This is a genomic window from Streptomyces sp. Act143, from assembly GCF_003143935.1.
GTDB lineage: Bacteria > Actinomycetota > Actinomycetes > Streptomycetales > Streptomycetaceae > Streptomyces.
This window is the reverse complement of the sequence record NZ_QFRX01000001.1, coordinates 1,042,674-1,057,548: the sequence shown is the minus strand read 5'-3', so window position 1 is coordinate 1,057,548 and position 14,875 is coordinate 1,042,674. Positions and strand designations below refer to the sequence as shown.

The window sequence follows — 14,875 nt, the reverse complement described above, 5'->3', positions numbered from 1 at the left end:
AGCGTACCAACGGGTAGGTTGTCCTGCATGACGCCAGGACACGGCAGCACGGTTGACGGGGTGCTTCGACGCACCGCCCGGCGCACCCCGGCGCGCGTCGCGGTGGAGTACGGCGACCGCTCGTGGACGTACGAGGAACTCGACGCGGCCGTCTCCCGCGCGGCGAGCGTCCTCCTCGGCGCGGGCCTCGCGCCCGGCGACCGGGTCGGCGCCTACGGCCACAACTCCGACGCCTACCTCATCGCCTTCCTCGCCTGCGCCCGCGCCGGCCTCGTGCACGTCCCGGTGAACCAGAACCTGACCGGCGACGACCTCGCGTACATCATCGGCCAGTCGGGCAGCGCACTGGTCCTCACCGATCCGGACCTCGCCGCCCGACTCCCGGACGGCGTCCGGTCGTTGGCACTGCGGGAAGCCGACGACTCGCTGCTCGCCCGGCTGCCCGCGGCGCCCGCGTACGACGGCCCGGAGGCGCGCAGCGAGGACCTCGTCCAACTGCTCTACACCTCGGGCACGACCGCCCTGCCGAAGGGCGCGATGATGACGCACCGCGCCCTGGTGCACGAGTACCTGAGCGCGATCACCGCCCTCGACCTGAGCGCCGGCGACCGCCCCGTGCACTCGCTCCCGCTCTACCACTCCGCGCAGATGCACGTGTTCCTGCTGCCCTACCTCGCCGTCGGCGCGACGAACATCATCCTCGACGCCCCCGACGGCGACCGCCTCTTCGACCTGATCGAGGCGGGCCGCGCGGACAGCCTCTTCGCGCCGCCCACGGTGTGGATCGCCCTGTCCCACCGCCCCGACTTCACCACCCGCGACCTCGACGGCCTGCGCAAGGCCTACTACGGCGCGTCGATCATGCCGGTGCCGGTCCTGGAGCGCCTGCGTGAACGCCTGCCCCGCCTCGCCTTCTACAACTGCTTCGGGCAGAGCGAGATCGGCCCGCTGGCCACCGTGCTCGCCCCCGACGAGCACAAGGGGCGGATGGACTCCTGCGGACGCCCGGTGCTCTTCGTCGACGCGCGGGTCGTGGACGAGGACGGCAAGGACGTCCCCGACGGCACGCCCGGCGAAATCGTCTACAGATCACCCCAGTTGTGCGAGGGGTACTGGGACAAGCCCGAGGAGACCCAGGAGGCGTTCCGGGACGGCTGGTTCCACTCCGGCGACCTCGCGGTGCGTGACGCGCACGGCTACTTCACTATCGTCGACCGGGTGAAGGACGTCATCAACTCCGGTGGCGTACTGGTCGCTTCACGGCAGGTGGAGGACGCGCTCTACACCCACGAGGGCGTCGCCGAGGTCGCGGTCATCGGCCTGCCCGACGAACGCTGGATCGAGGCGGTGACAGCGGTCGTCGTCCCGCGCGGCGAAGTCGACGAGGCCCAGCTCATCGCCCACGCCCGCGAGAAGCTCGCCCACTTCAAGGCACCGAAGCGGGTGGTGTTCGTGGCCGAGCTGCCGCGCAACGCGAGCGGGAAGATCCTGAAGCGGGAACTGCGGGACCGGTTCTCCTAGGGCCTGTCGTCAAATTCCCGCCTGCCCGGCGGGCGGACGACGGGAATTTGACGACAGGCCCTAGCGGGGCCGCAGGTCCACGATCCGCCGGATCTTGCCCACCGACCGCTCCAGCGACTCGGGTTCGACGACCTCGACGCCGACCGACACACCGATGCCGTCCTTCACGGCCGCGGCGATGGACCGCGCGGCGGCGTCCCGGTCGTCCGGCGTGGCATCGGGCCGGGCCTCGGCCCGTACGGTGAGGGCGTCGAGGCGCCCCTCCCGGGTGAGCCGCAACTGGAAGTGCGGCGCGACACCGGGAGTGCGCAGCACGATCTCCTCGATCTGCGTGGGGAAGAGATTGACGCCCCGCAGGATCACCATGTCGTCGCTGCGCCCGGTGACCTTCTCCATCCGCCGGAACACCCGTGCGGTGCCCGGCAGCAGCCGCGTGAGATCCCGCGTCCGGTACCGGACGACGGGCATCGCCTCCTTCGTCAGCGAGGTGAAGACCAGTTCCCCCTGCTCGCCGTCCGGCAGCACCTCACCGGTGATCGGGTCGACGACCTCGGGGTAGAAGTGGTCCTCCCACACGTGCAGCCCGTCCTTGGTCTCCACGCACTCCTGCGCCACGCCCGGGCCGATCACCTCCGACAGCCCGTATATGTCGACCGCGTCGATCGCGAACCGCTCCTCGATCTCCCGCCGCATCTGCTCCGTCCACGGCTCGGCCCCGAAGACGCCCACCTCCAGGGAGGTGCCGCGGGGGTCCACGCCCTGCCGCTCGAACTCGTCGAGGATCGTGAGCATGTACGACGGCGTCACCATGATCACGCGGGGCTTGAGGTCCTGGATCAGCTGGACCTGGCGGGCGGTCATGCCGCCGGACGCGGGGACGACCGTACAGCCGAGCCGTTCGGCACCGTAGTGCGCGCCGAGTCCGCCGGTGAACAGTCCGTATCCATAGGCGACATGGACGATGTCACCGGGCCGGACGCCGGCGGCGCGCAGCGAACGGGCCACCATGTCCGACCAGAGGGAGAGGTCGCCGTCGGTGTAGCCGACGACCGTCGGGCGTCCGGTGGTGCCGCTGGAGGCGTGGATGCGGCGGATGCGGTCCTGGGGGACCGCGAACATGCCGTACGGGTAGTTCTCCCGCAGGTCGGCCTTGCTGGTGAAGGGGAAGCGGGCGAGGTCGGCGAGCGAGCGGCAGTCGTCGGGGTGGACGCCCGCCTTGTCGAAGGACTCCCGGTAGAACGGCACCTGGTCGTAGGCGTGCCGCAGCGACGCCCGCAGCCGCTCCAGCTGAAGGGTCCGCAGCCCCGGCCCGTCCAGACGTTCCCCCGAGTCCAGCAGCTCCGCCGCATCCGCCATCGGGACGCCTCCCTCACCAACCACAGCAATCCGGGCGACCGATCATTCGGTCGATGTCTTCGGGATCAGTAATTCAGGCCATCGAGGATCAAGCAAGAGGTGGGCCGACACTTTTCCGGCAGGGCCGGGGCGCCAGGATGGGCGGGTGGACCTGCGACCCGAACTCAGACCGGCCCCGGTGCCGGAACAGCGGCTGCGTGACCTGGCGCGTGACATCGTGCGAATCGAGGAGCTGCTGCACAAGGGCGAACAGCGGGCGGCGGACGCCGCGATCGCCGCGTTCGACGAGGACACCGGGCACTCCTACGGCCGCCACGACTTCCTCACCTATGACGGCTGGCGGAGCGCGGAGGAATTCGCGCGGGAAGCGGCCCGCCCGGCGTGGCCGCGGGTCCCGGACATCACCCGCGACGAACTCGTCGAGATCGTCCGCGGAGCCCTGGAGCCCGGACCGGACCAGCCGTACTTCCTGCTCCTCTTCCGGGCGAACGTGGCCCATCCCGGCGCCTCGGACCTGCTCTTCCATCCGCCCGCCGACCTGGTGGACGCCTCCGCCGAGCAGATCGTCGACGCGGCCCTCGCCCACCGCCCCCTCGCCCTGTGAACGAAATCCGTTGCGGCGGCGCCGGTCGGTCATGAGGATCGGCGCCATGCCGACCTTCACCGCGCCCGACGGAACCGAGCTCGTCTACCACCTGAAGGGCGAGGGCACCCCGCTCGTCGTCCTGCCCGGAGGGCCGATGCAGGCCTCGCGCTACCTCGGCGACCTGGGCGGTCTCGCCGCGCACCGGCAGCTCGTGCTGCTCGATCTGCGGGGCACCGGCGACTCCGCCGTCCCGTCGGACCCCGCGACGTATCGGTGCGACCGGCTCGTGGCCGACGTGGAGGCGCTGCGGGCGCGGCTGGGGCTGGAGCGCATGGACGTCCTCGCGCACTCGGCCGGCGGTGCCCTCGCCATGCTGTACGCCGCCCGGCATCCGGAGCGGCTGGGACGGCTGGTGCTGGTCGCCGCCAACCCGTGGGCCCTCGGCACGACGGCCACCGCCGAGGACCGGCTGGCAGCCGCGCGCCTGCGGGAGGGTGAGCCGTGGTTCCGTACGGCGTTCCCGGCCTACGAGGCCTGGCTGAGCGGGGCGGGCGACTACGATCCGGCGTTCGCGCCGTTCTTCTACGGCCGCTGGGACAAGGCCGCCGAGGAGCACCACGCCCGCGGCGACGAGGAGTTCAACGACGCGGCCGCAGAGGTGTACGGCTCCGCCGGCGCCTACGACCCACCCGCCACCCGCGCCGCGCTCACCCGCCTGACCGCCCCGGTCCTCATCCTCGCCGGCGAACTCGACGGTGCCCCTCGGCCCGAGCTGGCCCGCCGCACCGCCGACGTCTTCCCGCACGCCGAACTCGCCGTCCAGCCCGGCGCCGCGCACTATCCATGGCTGGACGACCCGGAGTGGTTCGCACGACGGGTCGGCGCGTTCCTCACCGGGAACGGGACGCCGCCTCTGCCCACGACAGAGTAGCGACCCACAGCGCCGGCGCCCGGATACGTTGCCCGGCATGGACACCGTCAAGACCAACGGCATCACCCTCGCGTACCGCACCTGGGGCCCCGAGGAGGCGCCCCCCGTCGTCCTGCTGCACTGCCGTGGCGCCGACGGCGCGGACTGGACCCCGATCGCCGAACGTCTCGCCGCGAGGCCGCGCCGGGTGTACGCCCCGGACCTGCGGGGTCACGGGCGCAGCGACTGGCCGGGCGGCTATGCGTGCGAGGCGATGTGCGACGACGTCCGTGGTTTCCTCGCCGCGCTCGGCATCCGGCGGACCGACCTCGTCGGCCACTCCCTCGGCGGCACCGTCGCCTACCTGCTCGCCCAGCGGGCCCCCGGCCGCGTACGGCGCCTCGTCCTGGAGGACGTACCGGCGCCCTTCCCCCTCGACCCGCCCCGGCCGCCCGCCGCGCGGCCCGAGGGTGATCTGCCGTTCGACTGGGCCATGGTCGAGCAGACGGACGGGCAGCGGAACGCTCCCGATCCGGTGTGGTGGGACCACATGGGGCGGATCACCATGCCCACGCTGGTGATCGGGGGCGGTTCGAGCAGCCTGGTCCCGCAGGCCCAGGTGGCGGCCGTCGCCGATGTCATTCCCGACGCACGGCTCGTCACCGTCGATGGGGCCGGGCATCTCGTGCACGAGACACGTCCCGATGAGTTCCTGGACGCGGTGGAGCCCTTTCTGGTGGGCTGACGCGCTACTTCGCGTACGCCGTCATGAATCGGTCCCGGAACGTGTCCATGCCCCACACCGGTGCGTTCCCGGCCGGCTTGAGGCCGTTCGTCCAGCCCCAGGAGGAGATCCGGTCCAGCACCTTCGGGTCGCGGGCCACGACGGTGATCGGCACGTCCTTGTCGGTGTCGCCGCCGGTGACGGTCGGGACGGGCTGGTGGTCGCCGAGGAAGACGAGGACGGTGTTGTCGTCGCCGTACCGCTCGACCCACTCGGTGAGGCTCTGCAGGGAGTACTCGATGGCCTTGCGGTATTCCGTGCGCACCCGCTTCGCGCTCTTCCAGACCTCCTTGGGGTCGGTGCCCTCCTTCTTGATCTGCTCGAAGACCGAGCCGTCGCCGAGCCGGTCCCAGTCGATCATGTGGGCGATGGGGGACCAGGGGTTGTGGCTGGAGGCGAGGATGATCTCCGCCATGATCGGGTCGCGGTTCTTCTTGCCGTGCTCCAGCCGCTCGAAGGACTCCAGGCTGAACTGGTCGGGCACCGGTGTCCAGCTGAAGTAGGGGCCGTTGTAGCCGAGGTGGGTGGAGTCGTAGATGTGGTCGAGGCCGAAGTACTTGCCCTCGGGCCAGGACTTGCGCACCCCGGGCACGATCCCGACCGTCCGCCAGGCCCCGGTCTTCCGGAAGTAGCTGGTGAGGGTCGCGCGGTCGCCGGTGGTCAGGCTGCGGTACCGCTGCTGGTTCTTCACCCACAGACCGGACAGGAACGTGGAGTGCGCCAGCCAGCTGCCCGCGCCGGTGACGGGCGAGCGGAGCCAGCCGCTGCGGGACTGGAAACCGGCCGCCTTCAGCCTGCTGTCGCCGTCCTGGAGCGCCGCGTCGATCTGCGGGGCCATCGCCGGGTCGTCGATCGCGACCCGGCCGTAGCTCTCGATGAAGGTGAACAGCACGTCCTTGCCGCGCAGCCCCGTCAGCAGCTGGTCCGGCGGGGTGTTGGCGAAGGCGTCGACCTCGGCCTGCTTCTCGAAGACCTTGGCGTCGACGAGCCCGTCGTGCACCTGCTGGACCCGGTTGGCGACGAACTGGATGTTGCCCTTGGTGGCGAAGGTGAGCCCGCTGAACTGCACGCCCATGGTGAAGCAGACGATCCAGACGGTGCCCAGGACGAGCGTCGTCCGGGCGGCCACCGCCCGGTGCCGGGCCATGAGGTTCGTCAGCCGCACCACGGAGAGCGTGCAGAGCGCGAGCACGGACACGAACAGCACGATCACCGCGGTGATCGCGAGCAGCTCGCCGGAACGGCCGTAGGACTCCCGGACGAAATCCGCCGCGTCGTCCAGCAGGATCCAGTCGAAGACCAGGTCGAACGGCCGGGCCAGAGTCTGCCGGAAGCCCATGTCGAGGAACTTGACGACCGTGAACAGCCCCAGGAACACCCCCGAGACGACGGCGGTGATCCGGCGTGCCCGGCCCGGCAGCGCCAGGAGCAGCCCCGCGAGGAGGATCGCCTCGACGGGCAGGCGCAGGAAGGACTCGAACCTGATCCAGTCGAGGCGGTTGGGCACGAGGAGCGCGCCGAGCACCAGCGCGGCGGCCAGCACGGTCGTACCGATGCCCACGCCGCGTGCGGTCCGGGGGAAGCGGCGGCGCCAGCCGAACCAGCCGGGTTTCCCGGCGGGGACCGTCTCCTCCGGCTCCGCTGCCGCTTCCGTCTCAGCCGGTTCCTCGCTCCCGGTGCCGTCCGACCCCTCGGTGCTGTCCGACGACTGACGAGAGCGAGGTGTGAAGAGCGACACCCGGCGGTCCTTCCGTACGGTCTTGCGATGGCATGACGAACAGAGCTCTGCGAGCGAGCCTGCCACCACCAGTACGTCCGCGTGTCACCGACGGTTCAATCGAGGGCGAGCGGAATTCACCCGTCCGCCCGGACCGCCACCTCCCGCGCCCACCGGTAGTCCGCCTTGCCGCTGGGGGAGCGCCGGATGGCCCCGGTGATCACCAGTTGACGGGGGATCTTGTAGCCGGCCAGGTGGGAGCGGCAGTGTGCCTGGATGTCGTCGAGGGACGGCCGGGACGCTCCGTCCCGCAGCTGTACGACGGCGGCCACGTGGTGGCCCCACTTCGCGTCCGGCACCCCGGCCACCAGCGCGTCGTACACGTCCGGATGGGACTTGAGCGCCTGCTCGACCTCCTCGGGGTACACCTTCTCGCCCCCGGTGTTGATGCACTGCGAGCCGCGCCCGAGCACGACGACGACCCCGTCCTCGTCGACGGTGGCCATGTCGCCGAGCAGCACCCACCGTTCGCTGTCCTTCTCGAAGAAGGTCTCGGCGGTTTTCCGCGGGTCGTTGTAGTAGCCGAGCGGCACGTGGCCGCACTGGGCGACCCGGCCCACCTCGCCCGGCGCGACCGGCTCGTAGGTGGCCGGATCGACCACCTGGGTACGGGAGTTGACCCGGACGCGGAAGCCCCGCTCGGGGCCGGAGTCGTCCGTCGCGGTGCCGTTGAAGCCGGACTCCGAGGAACCGAAGTTGTTGAGCAGCATCACGTTCGGCACCAGTGCCTGGAACTGCCGGCGCACGGTGTCCGACATGATCGCCCCCGAGGACGACACGCTGAACATCGACGAGGTGTCCGTGCCCTTCATGGGGCCCTCGAGGGCGTCGATCAGCGGCCGCAGCATCGCGTCGCCGACCAGGGACATGCTGGTGACGCGCTCCTTCTCGACGGTGCGCAGCACCTCCTCGGGCACGAACTTGCGGTGGATCACGACGCGTTGGCCGAAGTTGAAGCCGATGAAGGCGGTGAGGGTGGAGGTGCCGTGCATCAGCGGGGGAGTGGGGAAGAAGGTGATCCCCGCGCCGCCCGCGGCGACCCGCTCCGCGAGTTCCTCCGGCTTCCGCACCGGCTCACCGGTCGGGGCGCCGCCGCCCATCCCCGAGAAGAACAGGTCCTCCTGACGCCACATCACGCCCTTGGGCATCCCGGTGGTGCCGCCGGTGTAGATGATGAACTGGTCGTCCGGCGAGCGGGGCGGGAAGCCGCGCCCGGGTGACCCGGCGGCCTCGGCGTCCGCGAACGCCACGGCGTCCGGCCCGCCCTCCCCGTCCCCCACTCGGACGAGATGCCGCAGCTTGCCGGCCGACGGCAGCGCCGCCGCCACCCGGTCGCCGAACTCCGCGTCGAAGAACAGCCCCACCAGGTCGGCGTCCCGGTACAGGTACACCAACTCGTCCTCGACGTAACGGTAGTTGACGTTCACCGGCACGATCCGCGCCTTGAGGCAGCCGATCGCGGCCTGGAGGTACTCGATGCCGTTGTACAGGTGCAGCCCCACGTGCTCACCGGGCCGGATGCCGCTGTCGATCAGGTGGTGGGCGATGCGGTTGGCTGCCGTGTCGAGCCCCGCGTAGGTCAACCGGCGCTCCGCTCCCGTGCCGGGGATGTCGAGGTACACGAGCGCCTCGCGGTCCGGGACCACGTCCACGACCGACTCGAACAGGTCGACAAGGTTGTACTCCACCGCTCCTCCTGACCTCGCCCTGCACCGGTTGCCGGTCATCAGAGCAAAGGGCGGCACAACTGGGAAGGGGCCGCGCACAACAAATCTGACTGTCTGTCAGAAAACTCTTGAAGAGGCCGGTCCGCTCCTGCAACCTGTTCTCGTTCTTTCAGAGGGGAGACGGTTCATGGGTGGCACGGAACACCTCACCGTGCGGCGCGAGGGCGCCACACTGGTGCTCACGCTCAACCGGCCGGAGGCCAAGAACGCGCTCTCGTCGGCGATGCTCGTCGGGCTGTACGACGGCTGGCTGGAAGCCGACGCCGACGACACGGTCCGCTCCATCGTGCTCACCGGCGCGGGCGGCTCGTTCTGCGCCGGCATGGACCTCAAGGCCCTGGCCGGCAAGGGCATGGCGGGCGAGCAGTACCGGGACCGGCTCAAGGCCGACCCCGACCTGCACTGGAAGGCCATGCTGCGCCACCACCGCCCCCGCAAGCCGGTGATCGCCGCCGTCGAGGGCCACTGCGTCGCGGGCGGCACCGAGATGCTCCAGGGCACCGACATCCGCGTCGCCGGTGAATCGGCGACCTTCGGGCTGTTCGAGGTCAGGCGCGGCCTGTTCCCGATCGGCGGCTCCACGGTCCGCCTCCAGCGCCAGATCCCGCGCACCCACGCCCTGGAGATGCTGCTCACCGGCCGCCCGTACAGCGCCCGGGAGGCCGCCGGCGTCGGCCTGATCGGGCATGTCGTCCCGGACGGCACGGCCCTGGACAAGGCGCTGGAGATCGCCGAACAGATCAACGCCTGCGGCCCGCTGGCGGTGGAGGCCGTCAAAGCATCCGTCTACGAGACCGCCGAACTCACCGAGACCGAGGGCCTCGCCGCCGAACTCAAGCGCGGCTGGCCGGTGTTCGACACCGCCGACGCCAAGGAAGGCGCCCGCGCCTTCGCGGAGAAGCGCCCGCCCGTCTACAAGCGCCACTGAAGGAGGCCGGCGATGCCGGAAGTCCTGAAAGCCCCGCTGGTCGTCGAGTTCCCCTTCACCCGATCCCTCGGCCCCGTCCAGAGCGCCTTCCTGACCGGCCTGCGCGAACGCGTCGTCCTCGGCGTGAAGACCCGCGACGGCCGCACCCTGGTCCCGCCCGTCGAGTACGACCCCGTCACCGCCGAGGAGATCGGCGAGCTCGTCGAGGTCGCCGCCACCGGCACGGTCACCACCTGGGCCTGGAACCATGAGCCCCGCCGCGGCCAGCCGCTGGACACCCCCTTCGCCTGGGTCCTCGTCCGCCTCGACGGCGCCGACACCGCCCTCCTCCACGCCCTCGACGCCCCCGGCCCGGACACCGTGCACACGGGCATGCGGGTCCGCGTCCGCTGGGCCGAGGACCGCGTCGGCGCGATCACGGACATCGCCTGCTTCGAGCCGTACGACGGAGAGGCGCTCCAGCCCCAGGGCCACAGCGGCGAGTTCGCGGACCCCGTCACCGGCATCGTCGCGCCCGCCCGCCTCGACTACACCTACTCGCCCGGCCGCGCCCAGACCGCCTACATCAACGCCCTCGCCGGCCACCGCGCCGTCGGCGAACGCTGCCCCTCCTGCCGCAAGGTCTACGTGCCCCCGCGCGGCGCCTGCCCCACCTGCGGTGTCGCCACCTCGGAACAGGTCGAGGTGGGCCCGGCGGGCACGGTCACCACGTTCTGCATCGTCAACATCAAGGCCAAGAACCTCGACATCGAAGTGCCGTACGTCTACGCCCACATCGCCCTCGACGGCGCCGACCTCGCCCTGCACGGACGCATCGGCGGCATCCCGTACGACCAGGTGCGGATGGGCCTGCGGGTCGAGCCGGTGTGGACGGAAGGGGGCCGCTACCCCGACCACTACCGGCCCACCGGCGAACCCGACGCGGCCTACGAGACGTACAAGGAGCTGCTGTGACCAGGGACATCGCCGTCGTCGCCGTAGCGCAGTCCGACGTCCTGCGCACCACCGAGGAGATGTCCGAGGTGGAGATGCTGATGCCGGTCCTGCACGACGTCCTCGACCGGACCGGCCTGAAGACCGCCGACATCGGCTTCACCTGCTCCGGCTCCTGCGACTACCTCGCCGGCCGGGCCTTCTCCTTCACCCTCGCCCTCGACGGCGTGGGCGCCTGGCCGCCCATCTCCGAGTCGCACGTCGAGACGGACGGCGCGTGGGCGCTGTACGAGGCGTGGACCAAGCTCCTGTCGGGGGACGCCGACACCGCGCTGGTGTACTCCTACGGCAAGGCCTCGCCGGGCTCGGTCCGCGACGTCCTGACCCGGCAGCTCGACCCGTACTACGTGGCACCCCTGTGGCCCGACTCCGTCGCCCTCGCCGCCCTCCAGGCCCAGGCCCTCATCGACGCGGGCGCCACCGACGAACCGGCCCTGGCCGCGGTCGCCGCCCGCAGCCGCGCCACCGACAACCCGCACGCCCAGCTGCGCGGCCCGGTGCCGCAAGGCGACTACGTCGTACGGCCGTTGCGCACCGGCGACTGCCCGCCCATCGGCGACGGCGCCGCCGCCGTGATCCTCGCCGCGGGGGAGCGGGCCCGGGAACTGTGCGACCGGCCCGCCTGGATCCGCGGCATCGACCACCGCATCGAGGCCCACGGCCTGGGCGTCCGCGACCTCACCGACTCACCGTCCGCCCGGCTGGCCGCCGAGAAGGCGGGCGCTTTCGAACGCCCCGTCGACACCGCCGAGTTGCACGCGCCGTTCAGCTCGCAGGAGCTCGTGCTGCGCAAGGCCCTGCGGCTGGACGAGACGGTGCGCGTCAACCCGTCCGGCGGTGCCCTCGCCGCCAACCCCATGATGGCCGCCGGTCTGCTGCGCATCGGGGAGGCCGCGGCCCGCATCCACCGGGGCGAGTCGGACCGGGCCCTGGCGCACGCCACCTCCGGCCCCTGTCTGCAACAGAACCTGGTCGCCGTACTCGAAGGGGATCCGCGATGAGCAAGGAGCCCGTGGCCGTCACCGGCATCGGCCAGACCAAGCACGTCGCCGCACGCCGGGACGTGTCGATCGCCGGGCTCGTCCGGGAGGCGGCCCAACGGGCCCTTGAAGACGCCGAGTTGAGCTGGGCCGACATCGACGCGGTCGTCATCGGCAAGGCGCCCGACTTCTTCGAGGGCGTCATGATGCCGGAGCTGTACCTCGCCGACGCCCTCGGCGCGGTGGGCAAGCCGATGCTGCGGGTGCACACGGCGGGCTCGGTCGGCGGGTCGACGGCACTGGTCGCGGCCAACCTGGTCGCGGCCCGGGTGCACGGGACCGTGCTCACCCTCGCCTTCGAGAAGCAGTCCGAGTCCAACGCCATGTGGGGGCTCTCCCTGCCGATCCCTTTCCAGCAGCCGTTGCTGGCCGGCGCGGGCGGCTTCTTCGCCCCGCACGTACGCGCGTACATGCGGCGCACCGGCGCACCCGACACGGTCGGCTCCCTGGTCGCGTACAAGGACCGGCGCAACGCCCTGAAGAACCCCTACGCGCACCTCCACGAGCACGACATCACCCTGGAGAAGGTCCAGGCCTCACCCATGCTCTGGGACCCGATCCGCTACTCCGAGACCTGCCCGTCCTCCGACGGCGCCTGCGCGATGGTGCTCACCGACCGGGCCGGAGCCGCCCGCGCCCCCCGCCCGGCCGCCTGGATGCTGGGCGGCGCGATGCGCAGCGAACCCACCCTCTTCGCCGGCAAGGACGCGGTGTCCCCGCAGGCCGGCAAGGACTGCGCCGCGGACGTGTACCGGCAGGCCGGGATCGCCGACCCGCGCCGGGACATCGACGCGGTCGAGATGTACGTGCCGTTCTCCTGGTACGAGCCCATGTGGCTGGAGAACCTCGGCTTCGCCGACGAGGGCGAGGGCTGGAAGCTCACCGAGTCGGGCGTGACGGAACTCGACGGCGACCTGCCCGTCAACATGTCCGGCGGCGTCCTGTCCACCAACCCCATCGGCGCCTCCGGCATGATCCGCTTCGCCGAGGCGGCCCTGCAGGTGCGCGGCCAGGCCGGCGAGCACCAGGTGGACGGAGCGCGGAAGGTCCTCGGGCACGCCTACGGCGGCGGCTCGCAGTTCTTCTCCATGTGGCTGGTGGGGTCCGAACCCCCTGATGCGTGAAACGTCCCCTGAAAGGTCGTTGAAAGGTCCCCCTCACGTGGCCTGTCGGCAGCCGAAGTCGATCGCTAGGCTGGCCGCGGACGACGCAATCGGGAGGAGCACGGACGTGGCCGAGACCACCATCCAGCAGCAGCCGCTCATGGGCTGGGACAAGCCCGAGCTGGACCTCAGCACCGCCGAATGGCAGTCCAGCAGCCGCGGCCTGGGGGATGTCCAGATCGCCTTTGTCGAGGGATTCATCGCGATGCGCAACAGCGGCCGCCCGGAGAGCCCTTCCCTGATCTTCACCCCCGCCGAGTGGGGTGCCTTCGTGTCGGGCGCGCGGGAAGGGGAGTTCGACCTCACGTGAGACGGAGTGACGCGGCGCGGCTCGAAGCGAGCCGCTGATCCGGGGGTGTTCCGCCCGTTTTTCCGGACACGCGACCGTGAGCACACCCCCGGGGTGCGGGCCTGAGCGAGGCTGGCTCCCGGGGGACGGTCGTATCCCGGAGGTGAGGAACCCATGAGCACCCTGCCGGTCATCGCGGCGGTCGACGGTTCGGACGACAGCCGACGTGCCCTGGACTGGGCGCTGGACGCCGCCCGCAGACGCCGGGCGCCCCTGCGGGTGGTCCATGTACGCCAGTACGCCGCCTGGACCCAGCCCGACGTGCTCGTCGCCGGGCCGCCCGCGCCGGACGACGATCCGGTGCTCGACGAGGTCCGCGACCGCCTCGCGGACGTCGCCGACCGGCCCGTCACGGAGTACCTCGCCCTGGAGGGCGCGCCGAGCGCCGTGGTGCCCGGACTGGGCTCCACCGCGCAGCTGCTGGTACTCGGCTCCCGGGGCCGGGGCGGCTTCGCCGGCCTGCTGCTCGGCTCCAACGGCATGGCCGCGGCCCGCGACGCGGAGTGCCCGGTGGTCGTGGTGCCCCGCCCAGGCCGCGAGGTCCACGACGGCGCGGCGGCGGAGCCGGGACCGCGCGTGGTCGTCGGCCTCCAGGTCGAGGCACCCGACGAGGCGACGCTCGCCTTCGCGCACACCGAGGCCGCCCTGCGCGGCGCCCGCCTCCAGGTCGTCGCCGCCTACCAGTGGCCGCTCCTGGCCTGGGCCGTCCCCGGCGAACTCGTCCCGCCGGTCATCGACCAGGACGCCGTCGAGAACGAGACCCGCACCCTCGCCGAGGGCTTCCTCGCCCCGCACCGCAAGCACCACCCGGACCTCCGGGTCGATGTCGTCACGGCGCCGGGCGATGCCGCCGGCCATCTCGTCGCCGCCTCCAAGGACGCCGACCTGGTCGTGGTCGGCCGCCACCGGCGACGACTGCTGGTGCCGGCCCGCATGATCGGGTCCGTGACACAGGCGGTGCTGCTGCACGCGGCGGGTCCGGTGGCGGTGGTGCCACCGGACCCGACTAATGGGTAAGGGGTCCCCTTATCATTAGGGGCATGTCGGAACCGATCAGCGGCGACGCCCGCCTCGCCCTCGACCTCGCCCTCACCGTCCGCCACGACGGCCACGGCGGCGTCGCCGACGACCTGAGCGACCCCGCCGGACTCACCACCTGGGTCCAGGCCCACCCCGGCACCGTGCCGCCCGGCTTCACCGCCGGGGACGCGGAGCTGGCCGCCGTACGCGAACTGCGCGCGGCGGTCCGCGCCCTGTTCGCCCGCGCGGTACGCCCAGGGGCGCCGAGCCCCGCCGACGCGGCCCGCCTGATGCCGGTGCCGGCCGCCGTGGACCTGTTGAACACGGCGGCCGCCCGCACCCCCACGGTCCCGGTGCTGCACTGGGCCGAGGACACCGAACCCGTCGTGACGCACCGGGCGTCGGACGGCGCGGACGACCTCACCGCGGTCCTCGCGCGAGCCGCGATCGCCTTCCTCGCCGGACCCGAGCGACACCGGCTGCGCGCCTGCCACGGGCCGCGGTGCGTGCGGTACTTCCTCAAGGAGCATCCGCGACAGGAGTGGTGCAAGCCGTCCTGCGGGAACCGGGCACGGGTGGCGCGGCATCACGAGCGGCACAGGAAGTCCACCGACAACCTCGCTCAGTAACCGCCTAACCGGGGCGCGCAGCCCCCGTCGGGCGTACGCTGAGGGGCCGTAGGCCACGCTGCGCGGCCGCTCCCCGCGCGGACGCAGCACCG

Annotated in this window: 14 protein-coding genes; 11 read left to right on the top strand and 3 right to left on the bottom strand. The window is 71.8% G+C overall.

The genetic code is table 11. The features are described from left to right. Positions 1–27: 27 nt before the first annotated feature. Positions 28–1,521 (top strand): acyl-CoA synthetase, encoded by a 1,494-nt coding sequence (locus tag DI272_RS04675; protein WP_109493861.1) that lies wholly within the window; start codon positions 28–30, stop codon positions 1,519–1,521. Between the two features lie 60 nt (positions 1,522–1,581). On the opposite strand, the gene paaK is transcribed toward DI272_RS04675, so the two are convergent. Beyond that, a complete protein-coding gene (gene paaK, locus DI272_RS04670; RefSeq protein ID WP_109493860.1) occupies positions 1,582–2,877 on the bottom strand; it encodes a phenylacetate--CoA ligase PaaK in 1,296 nt (431 codons plus the stop codon). A gap of 145 nt (positions 2,878–3,022) precedes the next feature. Between paaK and DI272_RS04665 the strand changes: the two genes are divergently transcribed. From DI272_RS04665 to DI272_RS04655, 3 genes are read left to right on the top strand one after another with little or no spacing between them, the layout of a single operon-like run. After that, positions 3,023–3,481, top strand: coding sequence for a hypothetical protein (locus DI272_RS04665; protein WP_109493859.1), 459 nt, complete (start codon positions 3,023–3,025; stop codon positions 3,479–3,481). A gap of 46 nt (positions 3,482–3,527) precedes the next feature. Further along, positions 3,528–4,394 carry an alpha/beta fold hydrolase gene (locus DI272_RS04660; protein WP_109493858.1) on the top strand — a complete coding sequence of 289 codons (867 nt, stop codon included), beginning with the start codon at positions 3,528–3,530 and terminating at the stop codon, positions 4,392–4,394. Positions 4,395–4,431: 37 nt separating this feature from the next. After that, positions 4,432–5,118 (top strand): alpha/beta fold hydrolase, encoded by a 687-nt coding sequence (locus DI272_RS04655; protein ID WP_109493857.1) that lies wholly within the window; start codon positions 4,432–4,434, stop codon positions 5,116–5,118. A 4-nt stretch (positions 5,119–5,122) separates the two neighbouring features. On the opposite strand, the gene DI272_RS04650 is transcribed toward DI272_RS04655, so the two are convergent. Together DI272_RS04650 and DI272_RS04645 are read right to left on the bottom strand one after the other, a co-directional pair. Further along, a complete protein-coding gene (locus tag DI272_RS04650; RefSeq protein ID WP_109493856.1) occupies positions 5,123–6,895 on the bottom strand; it encodes a sulfatase in 1,773 nt (590 codons plus the stop codon). Positions 6,896–7,011: 116 nt separating this feature from the next. Further along, positions 7,012–8,622, bottom strand: coding sequence for an acyl-CoA synthetase (locus DI272_RS04645; protein WP_109493855.1), 1,611 nt, complete (start codon positions 8,620–8,622; stop codon positions 7,012–7,014). 166 nt (positions 8,623–8,788) lie between these two features. Here DI272_RS04645 and DI272_RS04640 point away from each other — a divergent pair, with 166 nt between their 5' ends. The 7 genes from DI272_RS04640 to DI272_RS04610 all read left to right on the top strand — a co-directional run bounded on the left by DI272_RS04640 (position 8,789) and on the right by DI272_RS04610 (position 14,783). Beyond that, a complete protein-coding gene (locus DI272_RS04640; protein WP_109493854.1) occupies positions 8,789–9,589 on the top strand; it encodes a crotonase/enoyl-CoA hydratase family protein in 801 nt (266 codons plus the stop codon). A 12-nt stretch (positions 9,590–9,601) separates the two neighbouring features. Further along, positions 9,602–10,543 (top strand): Zn-ribbon domain-containing OB-fold protein, encoded by a 942-nt coding sequence (locus tag DI272_RS04635; protein ID WP_109493853.1) that lies wholly within the window; start codon positions 9,602–9,604, stop codon positions 10,541–10,543. Further along, positions 10,540–11,583: a thiolase domain-containing protein gene (locus tag DI272_RS04630; RefSeq protein WP_109493852.1), complete on the top strand. Its 1,044-nt coding sequence runs from the start codon at positions 10,540–10,542 to the stop codon at positions 11,581–11,583. Before DI272_RS04635 ends, DI272_RS04630 begins: the two co-directional genes overlap by 4 nt. Next, positions 11,580–12,746 (top strand): thiolase domain-containing protein, encoded by a 1,167-nt coding sequence (locus tag DI272_RS04625; RefSeq protein WP_109493851.1) that lies wholly within the window; start codon positions 11,580–11,582, stop codon positions 12,744–12,746. The genes DI272_RS04630 and DI272_RS04625 overlap by 4 nt, the downstream gene beginning before the upstream one ends. A 106-nt stretch (positions 12,747–12,852) precedes the next feature. Next, on the top strand, positions 12,853–13,095 hold the full coding sequence (locus tag DI272_RS04620; protein WP_097260181.1) for a DUF397 domain-containing protein: 243 nt from the start codon (positions 12,853–12,855) through the stop codon (positions 13,093–13,095). A 153-nt stretch (positions 13,096–13,248) separates the two neighbouring features. After that, complete coding sequence (locus DI272_RS04615; RefSeq protein WP_109493850.1) at positions 13,249–14,151, top strand: universal stress protein; 903 nt, start codon at positions 13,249–13,251, stop codon at positions 14,149–14,151. 23 nt (positions 14,152–14,174) lie between these two features. Further along, positions 14,175–14,783: an ABATE domain-containing protein gene (locus DI272_RS04610; RefSeq protein ID WP_109493849.1), complete on the top strand. Its 609-nt coding sequence runs from the start codon at positions 14,175–14,177 to the stop codon at positions 14,781–14,783. Positions 14,784–14,875 lie beyond the last annotated feature (92 nt).

What these genes read in the sequence shown, in the direction of transcription:
- DI272_RS04675 (WP_109493861.1), top strand. Translation starts at nt 28, where the DNA reads ATGACGCCAGGACACGGCAGCACGGTTGACGGGGTGCTTCGACGCACC.
- paaK (WP_109493860.1), bottom strand. Translation starts at nt 2,877, where the DNA reads ATGGCGGATGCGGCGGAGCTGCTGGACTCGGGGGAACGTCTGGACGGG.
- DI272_RS04660 (WP_109493858.1), top strand. Translation starts at nt 3,528, where the DNA reads ATGCCGACCTTCACCGCGCCCGACGGAACCGAGCTCGTCTACCACCTG.
- DI272_RS04655 (WP_109493857.1), top strand. Translation starts at nt 4,432, where the DNA reads ATGGACACCGTCAAGACCAACGGCATCACCCTCGCGTACCGCACCTGG.
- DI272_RS04640 (WP_109493854.1), top strand. Translation starts at nt 8,789, where the DNA reads ATGGGTGGCACGGAACACCTCACCGTGCGGCGCGAGGGCGCCACACTG.
- DI272_RS04635 (WP_109493853.1), top strand. Translation starts at nt 9,602, where the DNA reads ATGCCGGAAGTCCTGAAAGCCCCGCTGGTCGTCGAGTTCCCCTTCACC.
- DI272_RS04625 (WP_109493851.1), top strand. Translation starts at nt 11,580, where the DNA reads ATGAGCAAGGAGCCCGTGGCCGTCACCGGCATCGGCCAGACCAAGCAC.
- DI272_RS04615 (WP_109493850.1), top strand. Translation starts at nt 13,249, where the DNA reads ATGAGCACCCTGCCGGTCATCGCGGCGGTCGACGGTTCGGACGACAGC.
- DI272_RS04610 (WP_109493849.1), top strand. Translation starts at nt 14,175, where the DNA reads ATGTCGGAACCGATCAGCGGCGACGCCCGCCTCGCCCTCGACCTCGCC.